Annotated in this window: 11 protein-coding genes; 3 read left to right on the plus strand and 8 right to left on the minus strand. The window is 46.4% G+C overall.

Going from position 1 to position 13958, the window contains the following annotated elements; all coding sequences use genetic code 11:
- Nucleotides 1-4: 4 nt before the first annotated feature.
- The 5 genes from BMZ72_RS24665 to BMZ72_RS24685 form a co-directional block, all read right to left on the minus strand.
- Nucleotides 5-718 carry a DUF3823 domain-containing protein gene (locus BMZ72_RS24665; RefSeq protein WP_089812345.1) on the minus strand — a complete coding sequence of 238 codons (714 nt, stop codon included), beginning with the start codon at nt 716-718 and terminating at the stop codon, nt 5-7.
- A 23-nt stretch (nt 719-741) separates the two neighbouring features.
- Entirely contained in the window at nt 742-2643 is a 1902-nt protein-coding gene (locus BMZ72_RS24670) for a RagB/SusD family nutrient uptake outer membrane protein (protein WP_089812346.1), read from the minus strand.
- A 19-nt stretch (nt 2644-2662) separates the two neighbouring features.
- A complete protein-coding gene (locus tag BMZ72_RS24675; RefSeq protein ID WP_089812347.1) occupies nt 2663-6049 on the minus strand; it encodes a SusC/RagA family TonB-linked outer membrane protein in 3387 nt (1128 codons plus the stop codon).
- A gap of 207 nt (nt 6050-6256) precedes the next feature.
- Nucleotides 6257-7348 carry a FecR family protein gene (locus BMZ72_RS24680; protein WP_089812348.1) on the minus strand — a complete coding sequence of 364 codons (1092 nt, stop codon included), beginning with the start codon at nt 7346-7348 and terminating at the stop codon, nt 6257-6259.
- Nucleotides 7349-7439: 91 nt separating this feature from the next.
- A complete protein-coding gene (locus tag BMZ72_RS24685) occupies nt 7440-7988 on the minus strand; it encodes an RNA polymerase sigma factor (protein WP_089812349.1) in 549 nt (182 codons plus the stop codon).
- Between the two features lie 474 nt (nt 7989-8462).
- Between BMZ72_RS24685 and BMZ72_RS24690 the strand changes: the two genes are divergently transcribed.
- Together BMZ72_RS24690 and BMZ72_RS24695 are read left to right on the plus strand one after the other, a co-directional pair.
- Nucleotides 8463-9419 (plus strand): helix-turn-helix transcriptional regulator, encoded by a 957-nt coding sequence (locus BMZ72_RS24690; RefSeq protein ID WP_089812350.1) that lies wholly within the window; start codon nt 8463-8465, stop codon nt 9417-9419.
- 206 nt (nt 9420-9625) lie between these two features.
- Entirely contained in the window at nt 9626-10225 is a 600-nt protein-coding gene (locus BMZ72_RS24695; RefSeq protein ID WP_089812351.1) for a GyrI-like domain-containing protein, read from the plus strand.
- 8 nt (nt 10226-10233) lie between these two features.
- Here the strand turns inward: BMZ72_RS24695 and rnc are convergent, their stop codons facing one another.
- Genes rnc through BMZ72_RS24710 form a run of 3 tightly spaced genes read right to left on the minus strand, consistent with a single transcriptional unit; the run spans nt 10234 to nt 12475 of the window.
- Nucleotides 10234-10956, minus strand: coding sequence for a ribonuclease III (gene rnc, locus BMZ72_RS24700; protein ID WP_223233164.1), 723 nt, complete (start codon nt 10954-10956; stop codon nt 10234-10236).
- A 4-nt stretch (nt 10957-10960) separates the two neighbouring features.
- Nucleotides 10961-12214: a beta-ketoacyl-ACP synthase II gene (fabF, locus tag BMZ72_RS24705; protein WP_089812352.1), complete on the minus strand. Its 1254-nt coding sequence runs from the start codon at nt 12212-12214 to the stop codon at nt 10961-10963.
- Between the two features lie 24 nt (nt 12215-12238).
- Nucleotides 12239-12475, minus strand: coding sequence for an acyl carrier protein (locus BMZ72_RS24710; protein ID WP_012788038.1), 237 nt, complete (start codon nt 12473-12475; stop codon nt 12239-12241).
- 380 nt (nt 12476-12855) lie between these two features.
- Between BMZ72_RS24710 and BMZ72_RS24715 the strand changes: the two genes are divergently transcribed.
- On the plus strand, nt 12856-13944 hold the full coding sequence (locus BMZ72_RS24715; protein ID WP_089812353.1) for an efflux RND transporter periplasmic adaptor subunit: 1089 nt from the start codon (nt 12856-12858) through the stop codon (nt 13942-13944).
- The last annotated feature ends 14 nt before the right edge of the window (nt 13945-13958 follow it).

A 13958-nucleotide genomic window follows, 5' to 3' on the forward strand; every position in this document is an offset into this window, starting at 1 on the left:
ATTTTTATTTCAGATTAATCTGCTGGACTTCGGAAAACAACAGATCTTCCACACCGCTGATTTTCACTCCGATACGTGCGAATACATAATCCTGGTCGCCGCTTGCGCCATTGCCGGAGCGATTGTCTGGCACATTAACACTCAGATTGACGTTCGCCAGGTCTGTGATATCTCCGCCGTTTAACGCCGTACGTGCCAGGTAGTTAGTTCCGTCCACAAACTGAGTCTGGTTCAGGTACAGGAACACCGACTCAACGTTTCTCGCATTAGCATCCGTGATGATCTGTTCCAGCTTGCAGTTCGCATTCACGGTCGTACCGCTCAATGTCAGTTTAGCATCCCTGACCATATAATAAGGCATCACCTCGATATTCATGTCACGGCTACCGCTGACTGTCAACAGCATCGTGTCAGTTTTGGTCTCTGCATTGGTGATGGACCTGAATGGTCCCTGTGAACGGGGGATGACCAGCTTATAATTACCATCAAATAAGAGCGCGGAATAAGAACCATCCTCTTTTACATTGACAGTGATCGCTCCGCTCTTTCCCCATCCGGGTTCCCATAGTTCGAAAGTTACGTCTTTTGAACTGACGTTGATCGGCACTCCCTGATAGGTGATATGACCGGAAAGGGTAGAAGAAGGTGGATCATAGTTATCTTTCTTACAGGCAAATGCAGTCAGTGCCAAAGTTATATATACGAATGTTTTTTTCATGTGGCAAGTTTTACGATCAATACTTAATGATTAGGATTCTTCACCAGCTTAGGGTTGTTACTGAGAATATCAGAGCCTATTACAGAATAATAGTTCCCCAGATTAAAGCGGTGTGCAGCGGTTACATTGGATGGTTTTACAATCCTGTACACCCATTTGCCATCATTCGCATTACCCGGATTATAGATCTTATACCCCCACATCGCATAGATCATGGTATTTACCCTGTCCGCCTTGCCGAGGTTGGAAGTCACATCAGTTGCAGAGATATTCTCTCCGTTCCATACCTTATGCGCGATCCTCCAGCGTTTGTTATCAAACATTTCGTGTCCTTCGAAGGCCAGTTCTACACGTCTCTCGTGTACGATCCTGTCAAAGGTCATTTGAGCGTCTGTCAGCTGGGTAGTAAAACCTGCGCGCTCACGCAGCTGGTTAATATAAGTGGATGAAAGACCGGTTTGACCGAGTTCGAAAGCAGCTTCTGCCGCATTTAATAATACTTCTGCATAGCGGAAACGTATCCACCATACATCACTACGTGTACCTATCTGACCAGATCCTACTGTAGGGTCCATGAATTTACGAACGAAGAAACCAGTCTGCGCACTGTACTGCAGTCCGTCTACCGGACCGTCTGTACCCACTACCTGAGAGCTCTTAGGCGCTCCTGCTACCGGAATACTGTCTCTGTCGCCGAAGTTATCACCGGAGATAATATTGTATTTACCATCCTTCCAGTACATCACACCAGCCCAGATATCCAGGGGAACACCTTTGAAGCGGGTACCAGGTAACATGATCGTGCCACCCAGACGGTTGTCTCTACCGGCGAAAATATCACCCGGATTATTGTAATACACATAATCGTTGCCGTTATTCGTAGCGAATGGCGCGAACGTGTTATCCAGTTTCTCATATTGCAGGGCCAGGTTCAGGGAAGGATTCACTCTGCCCCCCTGTTGTTCCTCTGCAGAAGACCATGGCTGGTTAGCCAATGTCCAGTCCTGTGTCTTACCTGATTTCAGTTTAAAGTCCTGTGCGAAGATGACTTCCGGATTGTTTGACTTATCATAAAAGAGTGCAGCGAAATTCTCCTGCAGGTCTTCCGCTTTCTTTTTGTATAAAGAATATTTTCCTCCGGTAATAATTGCCTGTGATGCCTCCAGTGCTTTTGTAAAATAAGTAACGGCTTTGTCAGCAGAGATACCAACTTCACCACCTGGCAGACTTACCAGCGGCGTAGCGCCACCATATTTTGCAATAGAACCTGCATATAAAGCAGCTCTTGATTGCATCGCCAGTGCGGCGCCTCTGGTTGCGCGTGATTTAATACCACCATCATCCGGCAATACATTTTTCACGCTATCCAGTTCACTGATCACGAAATCATATACTTCAGATTCCTTTGCACGTGCATGCTGCAGATAAGTAGGATCACCGCTGAAGTTATATTCCATTGGTTCCAGGATCAGCGGCACACCGCCCATACGTTTTACTTCTTCAAAATAGATAGCAGCGCGCAGGAAACGGGCTTCTGCCAGAAAACGGGCGCGTGCATCAGCACCCAACTCGTTAGCTGCCTGGCATTTCTGCACAAACAGATTCAGGTCACGGATATAACCGTAATCCCACAAAGACCACCATCCGGTAGGATAGTCCACCTGTTTGGTTCTCCAGTACTGGCCAGCTTCTGAAGGAAATGCTTCATCAAAGTTGGTAAACTCAGCCCAGTTGGTAATCGTCTGCTGTTCAGGGTAACGATCATATAGATCAGCCAGTACAGAGAGCACCAGATCCGGGCTTTTCCATACAGCATCGTCAGTAAGCAAATTGGTAGGATCAGTCGTCAGGAATTCATCATCCTTTAAGCATCCTGTTGTTATGATAGAAATGACAGCTGTCAGTATCAGCAAATATTTTTTCATGCTGCGTGTAATTAAATGATCAGAGAGAAAGTTCAAAACCAATGTTCACAAATCTGCTTTGCGGATAGGTAAGACCGTTATCATCCACGATCTCAGCATCTATACCGACATTTTTGAGGTTGTCAATAGAGAAGAGGTTATTCGCGTTCACGTAGAAACGGGCTCTTTCTATTTTCACACGACTCAGCACATTTTTCGGAATAGTATATCCCAGCTCCATCGTTCTGGCACGCAGGTATTTAACATTGGTCAGCCAGAAATCGGAATCTCTGCCGTAGCTGCTATGACCACCGTCATTGAAACGGAGTGCAGGGTATTTACCTGGAATCCAGCGGCTGTTTACGTCGAGCGGATTCTCTCTGTGCCAACGGTCGTTATACAGATCGGCAAACAGGTTACCACCATTCTGGAATGGATTACGCGTTTCCCAGTTACGGTTGAAGGAATAACCGCCACCACCGGAGAAGTCGATACGGCCGTCAAAACCTTTCCAGCTGGCAGAGAAACTCAGACCAAAGTTCAGGATTGGATTTCTACCGGTACCATAACCGATTGGACGTCTGTCCTGATCATTGATGATACCATCATTGTTGAGGTCTTTGTAAATGATATCACCTGGTAATAATGTCTTGTTACCAAAACCATCCACGTTCACGGGATATTTATTGATCTGCTCCTGTGACTGGAACTGTCCTGCTGATTCAAATCCCCAGAAAGCATTCACGTAACGCTGTTCGCGGGAGTTGAAATAATGATCGAGTGAGTTGTTGAATACCGGCTTATAGGTACGCAGCGTTTTCGGACGTGCGATGGAAAAGTTACCACCGATATTAAAGCTTACTTCTTTCACTTTTCCTGAGTAGGCGATGGAACCTTCAAAACCGGCAACCTGATCGCTGTTCACGTTTTCAGATGGCAGATTGTAACCCAGTTCGCTAGGCACGAGGATGTCATATTTAGATCCCAGCAAACCTGTTCTTTTTCTGTTAAATACATCGATCGCACCAGTGATCTTGTCATTGAACAATGCATAGTCCAGACCGATGTCCAGCGTCTGGCTCACGAACCAGGAGATATTGGTGATAGGTACGCCCTTGTTACGGGAACCGATCACGGCATTACCATCCAGTATAACAGTGGATGAGTTATAGTTATAACCTGCCAGATAATCGTATGCACCAATACCGATATCATCATCCCCCATTCTACCGAAGGATCCACGGAGTTTCAGTTCACTGATAGCTTTCTTGCTTATGCCGCTGAAGAATTTCTCTTCGCTCACTCTCCATCCACCGGATACAGAAGGGAAGGTTCCCCATCTTTTATTCGGTGCAAATTTCCAGGAAGCGTCACGACGTGCAGAGAGTTCAATGTAGTACTTACCGCCATAGTTATAGTTTACACGACCGATATAACCGAGTCTTGCCTCTGTGTTATCGTAGTCATTGTAAGTGTCCATTGTCGAGAAATAGATCAATGGTAACTGGTTGAGCGTTGGTACGGAGTGTACGTAGGTGCTCAGGTCTCTTCTCTTGATCCTTTCAGCTACCAGTGTAGCTCCTACTGTATGTTTGCCAAAGGCTTTATTATAATTCAGCTGAGCCTGTAAAGTTGGCGACAGAATGGTTCTGTTACGCCTTTCGCGGTAAGGGTTGGAGCTACCGCCTGTTACGTTATATGTATCGTCTGCCGGATTGTAGGTATACACTTTATAGGTATACTCATGTCCGTTCATAATTTCATTTGCATAGTAATAAGAGAACAGACCCTTTGCAGTCAATCCTTCCAGCGGGAACTGGTATTCTGCGGTCAGGTTGGACTGTACTACACGCCAGTCACTTCTCCAGTAACCGGACAATTTTTTATTCTGCAAAGCCCAGTTCTCCGTGTTGTGACCGATATCGTTTGGATAGTTCGGATTATCGTTTGCATAAGGACGTTCTGTTGGTCTGTTACGCAGGATCGCAAAACGTGCTGCCCAGTAATCATCTCCTCCCGGTACGCCTGGCTGGTCACGTGTTTCCACACGACCATTGATCTGCGCACCGATTTTAAAACGATCGGATACACGGGCATCGATATTACTCTGTACGTTGGACCTTCTAAAAGTAAATTCTCTGCCAAGTACGGAGTTCTGATCCAGGTGAGTAGCAGACACATAGTAATTAATACGCTCAGAGCCACCGGTGAAGTTGAGGTTTGCCTGTGTCAGCGGGGAGTTACCTTTTACGATAAACTTATACCAGTCAAAACTCTTATAACCGGTTTCGGTACCAGCCTGCCATTTGTCCAGTTCTGCCTGTGTGATAGCAGTATGACCTGACTGGTTCACATCTGCATCGGCTTTACCCACCATCCACTCATAAGCGTTCACTGTTTTCGGGAAACGGGTCCAGTTCTGCCATCCTCTGTAAACGTTTACGTTGATGGTGTTGCGACTGCCCAGTTTACCGCGTTTAGTAGTCACTACGACAACGCCGTTAGCAGCTCTCATACCATAGATCGCTGCGGAAGCGTCTTTCAGTACAGTAATGGTTTCAATATCAGCGGGAGCGATGTTGTTGAACTGACCTTCATCCTGCTGGATACCGTCAATTACATACAGCGGATTACCCATGTTCCTGATCTGTATGGAAGCGCTGGCGCCAGGGCGGCCATCAGACATACGAAAAGACACACCGGCGATCTTTCCTGCCAGACCAGCGCTCACAGTAGAACCGGCGTGTACGCCGTTGAGGTCTTTACTGGTTATAGAAGAGATAGCGCCTGTCAGTGATTCTTTACGCTGTGAGCCATATCCCACGATCACAACATCGCCCAGTGCGGTAGAAGATGATTCCAGTGTAGCATTCACGGAATGCTTACCATTGATCTCGATCTCTTTAGGCGCATAGCCTACATAAGTGAAGATGAGGATACCGCTGAGCGCAGGTACATTAAAACCATAATTACCATTAGCATCAGTAGTCGCACCGGTAGATGTACCTTTCAGCTTAACGCTTACGCCTGGCAAGGGCACGCCTTTCGGGTCAATTACCTGACCAGTGATACGTACAGGTTGTTGTTGCCCGGCTTCAGCAGGAGCGCGTAATCGATTTAGCACAATCTGCCGGCCAGAGACATGGTACTGGAGTTGCAAAGGAAGGAGTAACTCATCCAGGATAGCAGCCAGTGTTTCATTGTCGGCAGCTACGTTTACCCTGCGGTCAGACTGAATAAGGGAGGAACTGTAAAGGAATTTGACATCCACCATTTTTTCAATCTGGGTCAATACTTTACCTACAGGTTGTTGTTTTACTTCCAGGGAGATTTTCTGCTGTAATACTTCCTGGGCTTTGCCGGACCTGGCAAATACGATGGTGGTAAACGACAGGGCCACCAGCAACTGGTAAACACAAGTACGCATAACGTGGAAGATTAAATCACGGATTCGTAATCTTTTTTTCATAACTTGGATTGTGTTCCTTAATAAATATTGGGAAATAGAATGGCTGTCTCAAACCCAGTGGAGCGGGTTTAAGTCAGATGTGACTTTGGTGCTAGCCAGTGGTACGGCCATACCGCTGGCTATTTTTCATTAAGTACTGCGGTTCATACTACATTTAATCGTGGTTTAGTTTTCAATAACATTTGGGCGACATCCTTTAGCTGTCAGCGTTATTTCATCTCCCTCGATGATACATCCCGCCTCCAGCGCCTTACAGATCAGGCGAATTTTCTCTATTAATGGTTCATCGGTCAGCGAGGCGGTCAGCCTGCAATCAGCCAGTAATACTTCGTCATAGTGGATACGTACCCCGTAGGCATTCTCTATAGTTGTCATCACACTATCTACCGGCGTATCACTGAATTCAAATGAATAAACGGTTGCTTCGTCCATCTTCCGGGTATTGACCTGTGGAATGGTCTGTAATACCGCTACGGCCAGTGTACTTCTTGTAAGTACGGCCTGCTGGTTGGCAGAAAGATTGGCGACAACTTTGTTTCCCAATGGTTTCACTGACACTGCTATTTTTCCTGTTCTAACGTGCACTTCTACCAGGCTATCCTGTTCATATGCTTTTACATTGAAGCTGGTCCCCAGCACATTGATCACCATCTCATTTGCATACACAATGAAAGGTTGCATGGTGTTGCGTGATACTTCAAAAAAAGCGGCTCCCGACAGATATACTTCTCTGCTGCATTTATGGTCCGGACAGGCAGGATAACTGATCCTTGCGCCGGGTTGCAGTATGACAGAGCTACCGTCGGGCAGACTTACTGTTCTCGGGTGTTTCTCTTCATTAATTTCTTCGATCCTTTCCTTCCCTTCCAGTTTTGCTTCCTGCAACAGGCGGCTGTATGCCGCGGGAGCAGGGGCCGGTCGCATCCACCAGATGGCAGCGCCGGCGGCTATACATAAGAGGGCTGCTGCCCAGTACAAAAAATACCTCCGTGATGTCTTTACTACTGTCTGTTCTGCGGGCGTCATTGTTTCCCGGATATTCTCCCACATCAGCTGCTGCTCCTTCTCTTTCAGCTCAAAGGCAGGTAACTGTGCAGCTGCCAGGATTATGGTCCTCGCCTGCAACATCGCTTCCCGTTGTGCGGGATACCGTGCGATTACCTCTTTCCAGTGCGCCTCCTCCCTTCCTTCTTTCACCCATGCCACAAAAGAATCGTCACAGACAAAATCTGCTGTATCGTATACTGAATAATCCATAGCATTATGTGCCTTCCGACAGTAGTTGTAATAATAAAGGCAGGTATGTGTCGTTTTAACTCACTTTTAAGAAAAAAAATTTCAGAACGTGTTATTTCCAGTTTTCCCGCAGTTTAACAATGGCCCGTTGTACCAGGTTACGGACGGACTGCTCGTTGATCTGAAGGATACCGGCTATCTCTTCCCAGCTGAAATTATCATAGAACCGGAGGCGGATCACCTCCTGATGTTTTTCGGGCAATTTCGACATCAGGTATTGCAACCGTTGTTGCTGCAACAGATCTTCTTCTGAACGGATCTTCAGTTCTTCAATAGATTCGGTCTGTAATGAGCTGATAACAGGCACTGGTTTGATATCTGCCAGCCGGTACAGCCGTCGTCTGAGTGAGCGGAAAAGATAATATTTGATGGAACTGGTATCAGAAAGATTATTGCGGGTACGCCAGAGGTCTGCAAACAAGTCCTGCATAGCATCTTTCACCAGGGCGGCATCGGGTACAAGGTGATACCCATAGTTATACAGGGTACCTGCATGACGCCGGTACATTTCACTGAAAGCCTGTACATTCCCCTGTTTGAAAGCAGTCCATAGCTCGTGGTCCGCTATGGTTGTCTGGTTGATATTTTCGGACCCCGCCAATTTACCTCGTTTAAAGCTATTGCCTATAAACTACAAGCTATAAAAATAAAATGATACAGTAAACAAAATAAAAAAGGGGCCTGATAAAAATCAGGCCCTCCCCAAATTAACCATTAAAAAAACTCATTTGAATTTTGCTGTACCAAAAATAGGCGGATTCTATCCGCCATCTGTTAATCATAAGTTAATGATTCCAAATTATTTCTGATGAAAACGAGGTCATGGGAAGGGCAAAAAAAAGGCCCCCGCAAGAAATTGCAGGGGCTTACCATTTAACCTATATTCTGTACTGTAGCATCAAATTTTCAAATATTTTCCAGGGCGCTAACATTTTAGATTGCGCTGTCTTCACTACAATTATCTATCGCTAAAAGTGCTGCCCTCAAATATTTACTTTATCTAAGACTCCTTATTATAACCGAAGTTTAATCGCTGCGGAAAATTTTTTCAATTTTATTCTAACTTGCTGCTGATATGAACAGGATAGACCGTCTTTCCGCCATTCTCATTCAGCTACAGGGCAAGAAAATTGTGAAGGCAGCAGAAATAGCCGAACGCTTTGACATCAGCCTTCGTACTGTATACCGGGACGTCAGGGCCCTGCAGGAAGCAGGCGTACCTGTCGGCGCGGAAGCGGGTACCGGTTATTATCTGGTAGAAGGCTATCACCTGCCTCCTGTCATGTTCAGCAGGGAAGAGGCTGCTGCTCTGCTCACGGGAGAAAAACTCATGGCCAACCTGAGCGACCATTCCAACAGAAAGGAATTCAGCAATGCCATGCAGAAGATCAAAGCTGTACTGAGAGGTAGCGAAAAAGACTTCCTGGAATCGCTGGAAGACAATATCGCAGTGGTCAGCCGGCGTCCGCCGGTAGGAGAGGAGTTTCCTAACCGCTTCCTGTCAGACATACAGCATTCTCTGGGTAAACAGCTCATTCTGCAGCTGGACTACTTCGCCCTGCACAATGAAACCCATACCAAAAGGGAGGTGGAACCGATCGGTATCATCTTCATGAACGGATACTGGCACCTGATTGCCTGGTGCCGGCTGCGTCATGGATACCGTGACTTCCGTATGGACCGTATAAAAAATGTAGGGGTCTCTTCCGACAACTATGACAGGCAACGTCATATTACACTCAAGGAATATATGGACAGGTATGGAGACCATGAAGCACAGGCGCACATGGTCAAAATACGCTTCCCTAAAATACATGCCCGCCGTATGGGCGATCAGAAATACTATTATGGGCTGGTAGAAGAACAGCTCATCAATGATGAATGTATTGAGATGACCTTCCTGGCGCCGTGCCTGGACTGGTTTGGCCGCTGGCTCCTGGTATGGGGCTCCATTCCGGAGATCGTTACCCCTGTAGCCCTGACTGAAAAGATGCAGGAGCTCGCCCTGGAAATAAAAACACATTATCTGTAGTCTCTCCTGACATAAGGCTGTCACTTCCCCATTATTACTTTGTATCAGTAACGATAAATCATTACTGAATGAAGCCACATCTATGGTGCCACTGGTTATTGCTGATCATTGGTATTGCGCACCAGTTTACAATGTCTGATCAATCATGCGTTATCACGCATAAGAATAAACGTGTTGCTGATTCATGCAAAACTAAAACAAGCGTTATGTCTAAAACAGATCTTACCAAAGTACATCGTGAACTGTATACGGCAAAAGTTCAACCCGCACTGATATTTGTACCTGCCGGTCATTATCTGGCCATCACAGGTAAAGGCGACCCCGACAGCCCTGTATTTGCCGACAGTACCCAGGCTTTATATACTGCTGCCTACAGTATAAAGAATGTCTATAAACAATCCGCGCAGGACTTTACGGTCAGCAAACTGGAAGGCACCTGGTGGGTAGAGCAGGAGGGGTATCCGCTGGATATACCCCGCGCTGAATGGTGCTGGCAACTACTGATCCGCATGCCTGACTATGTGATCAACCCGGTGGTACAACAGGCGCTGAAAGCCGCCTTTGTCAAAAAGCAACTACCTCTGCTGCAACAGGTCTCACTGATCACCCTGGCGGAAGGCAGGAGTGTACAGGTATTACATACGGGTCCCTACTCGGAAGAACCGGCCACATTAGCGATAATGGAGGAATTTATCAGAAAGGAAGGATTAGCCTATAATGGCAGGCATCACGAGATCTATCTGTCAGATCCACGTAAAACAGCACCCGCTAAAATGAAGACCATTTTGCGGCAGCCGGTAAAGTAAATAAGTGATTATTTTTCACCGAGGCCCAGTAGTTCTATGGCCTGTTGTGCAGCTATCTGGCTGGCGTCTTTCTTATTGAAAGCCTTACCGCTGCAAATCAGCTCACCATCTACGACAGCACCCACAGTGAAGATACGGCGGCCGTTATCCATCTGTTCTTCCAGCAGGTCGAACTCAAGGGTCTTGCCGTGTTTATTCGCCCAGCCGTACAGCTTGTTCTTATGGTTCATTTCCACATTTTCCAGTTGTTCGAGGTCAATGTAGGGAACGATGAGACGCTGGTGTACAAACTGTTTGGTCCTGTTATAGCCTTTATCAAGGTATACGGCGCCAACGAGGGCTTCGAGCGTATTACCGAATATCTGGCTGATTTTCAGGAAGCTGTTGTATTTATCGTAGATGGTCAGTTTACGCAGGCCCATTTTGATAGCGATATCATTGAGCTGCTGACGGTTAACGATTTTAGACCGCATTTCGGTCAGGTATCCTTCCGTTTTGTAGGGATACTTTTTAAAAAGGTAGTCTCCTATAATGGCGCCAAGGATTGCGTCGCCCAGATATTCCAGGCGCTCGTTGCTTTCGAGGAACTTCTCTTTGCTGGAACGGTGGCTTAGTGCCACTTCATACAATGAGAAGTTGCCCGGGGCAAATCCCAGCAAATTATAAAGGTCCTTGTAAAGGCTCCTTTTCTTAGGAACAAATCGGTATAAAAATCCTGGCAGTAATTTCACACAATCAAGCAACAAATTTTTTGAAAATAACAGATGCATTATGCCCTCCAAAACCGAAGGTATTACTTAATGCAGCGTTGATTTCTCTATGTTGTGCGACGTTAAAGGTAAAATTTAATTTGGGATCCAGTTCCGGATCTTTCATGAAATGATTGATGGTAGGAGGTACAATACCATGTATTATAGACATAATAGCAGCGATGGCCTCAATTGCTCCGGCAGCGCCTAAGAGGTGCCCGGTCATAGATTTCGTGGAACTAATGTTCAGATTGTAAGCATGTTCCCCGAAAACCTGTTGGATAGCTTTTACTTCCGCAATGTCACCCAGAGGTGTAGACGTTCCGTGCACATTAATATAATCAATATCATGGGGTTGCATTCCCGCTTCTGCTAAGGCCAACCGCATTACATTCATTGCGCCAAGTCCTTCCGGATGTGGTGCTGTAAGGTGATAGGCATCGGCAGTTGCGCCGCCTCCGGCCAATTCCGCGTAAATTTTGGCTCCTCTTGCCGTCGCATGTTCATAGGATTCTAACACCAGTCCACCAGCGCCTTCCCCCATGACAAAGCCATCTCTGTCAAGATCAAAGGGGCGGGAAGCGGTTGCCGGGTCATCATTTCTTTCAGACAGGGCCTTCATCGCGTTAAAACCACCTATACAGGCTTCGTTAATAACGTTTTCTGATCCTCCGGTGATCATCACATCCGCCTTACCAAACTGAATATACAGCATGGCCTCAATAATAGCATTGGTTGCGGAAGCGCAGGCAGAGACAACTGAGAAGTTAGGACCTCTGAAGCCGTGACGTATAGAGATATGCCCTGCGGCAATATCAAGGATTAACCGGGGAATCAGGAAAGGACTGAAACGGGGAGTTCCATCACCCTGACCAAATTCTTTCATTTCCTGGCAGAAATTGATCATACCACCAATGCCTGAAGCCCAGATCACCCCAACTCTGTCAATATTGACAGTATTGCGGTTAATCCCGGCGTCCTGTACTGCCTGGTCGGCAGCAATCACAGCGGTCTGCGTAAAAGGATCCATCTTGCGTGCATCCTTTTTGTCCAGAAAATTGGTAGCGTCAAAGTTCTTCAGTTCGCAAGCAAAACGGGTCTTGAACTTGGCAGCATCAAAATGTGTAATAGGGCCGGCACCGGATACACCGTCCGTCAATCCCTTCCAGAAGTCGGATATGGAATTGCCGAGCGGTGTAAGTGCGCCTAAACCTGTAACGACTACTCGTCTTGGTTGCATTAAAACAAATCTGATTAAGTAGGATTATTTCACATGTTCTTCCAGGTAGGCAACTGCCTGGCCAACAGTAGTAATAGTTTCAGCTTGTTCGTCAGGAATGGAGATGTTGAATTCTTTTTCGAATTCCATGATCAGTTCTACCGTATCCAAAGAGTCAGCGCCCAGGTCGTTGGTAAAGCTGGCTTCAGGAGTTACCTCAGCTTCGTCAACGCCCAATTTGTCAATGATGATCTTTTTAACTCTTGATGCAATGTCTGACATAATTTTAAGTGTTTTTGGTTTAAAACTTGAGTGCAAAAATATAATTTTTATTGAATTGACAAGAAAGCATGCAAATTTTACGCCCTATACTTTAGTTGTATACGCCGGAAACAAGCTACCATTAAGGATTTAAGCCCCTATTATTTAAACCGGCAAAAGTCCTTTTCCGGCCCAAAAGCCCTCTCTGTCGCACAGACACACACCTATATATATGCAGTTGATCGCACAATATCCACAAATTGCCACTCAACAGCCTAATCTGCCATCTATATACCGATAAAACACAATTAACTTTAATTAACACTGCGGCCATCGTCGCAGCAATCGCATTTATTAAATTTGCCCGGATTTATCCCTCTATATTAAACTAATACAAGCTCATGGCTGGCAATAAGAAGATCCTGACAACTGTTTTATTCCTGATAGTGGCTGCTGTCATTGTCGGTTTTATCATTAACAGAGTGAATGCTCCAGGGGAAAAAGGGGAAAATGCTCCTGAAAAATCAAATGCGAAAGGTGGCGGAGGTCCAAAAAACCTCCTCGTAGACTACTATGTGGTAAAAACCAGCTCTCTGAACGAAACAATCGAAGCGAGCGGAACCCTGCAAAGTAATGAAGAAGTTCAGGTGCAGGCAGAAATTACCGGTCGTGTTACAGGCCTCTTCTTTAAAGAAGGTACCCAGGTAGCCAAAGGCGCCCTGCTGGTGAAAATTTATGACGAAGACCTGAAAGCCCAGCTCCAAAAGCTGGAATTACAACGCGAACTGGCTAAAACCACGCTCGAAAGACAGGAAAATCTCCTTAAAATAAATGGTATCAGCCGCCAGGATGTAGACGTTACCCGTAACCAGGTCAGCGCTTATGGCGCCGATATGGAATATACCCGTACTCAGCTGCAGAAAACTGAACTCCGTGCACCATTCTCCGGCCGCCTCGGTCTCAGGAATGTCAGCCTCGGCGCCATCGTTACGCCTACGACTGTTATTACCAGCCTCCAGCAGATAGATCCTCTGAAGGTAGACTTCTCCGTACCGGAAAAGTACCGTACAGCTATCAGCCAGGGTGATGTGGTAGATTTCAAGGTAGCCGGCGATAACCAAACGTATAAGGGCAACATCTATGCAATCGACCCGAAAATCGATCTGTCTACCCGTACGATCAAGATCAGAGCGCTCGTTCCTAACGCCGGTAAATTGCTGCCAGGCGCTTTTGCACGTGTACTCATCTCCCTGAAAAATATGCCCGACGCTATCATGATCCCTACTCAGGCCGTAATACCTGGTACGCGTGATAAAAAAGTAGCGATCGCTGACAGCGGAAAAGCGAAATTTGTAATAGTAGAGACAGGGATCCGCAATGCAGACAATGTACAGATCACCAGCGGACTCAACGTAGGTGACACCGTGATCACCAGCGGCATTATGCAGATCAAACCAGGACTGGTACTTAAATACAATGACGTTAAATAGGCCCGGACAATTAA

The organism is Chitinophaga sp. YR627 (assembly GCF_900114995.1).
Classification (GTDB): Bacteria; Bacteroidota; Bacteroidia; order Chitinophagales; family Chitinophagaceae; genus Chitinophaga.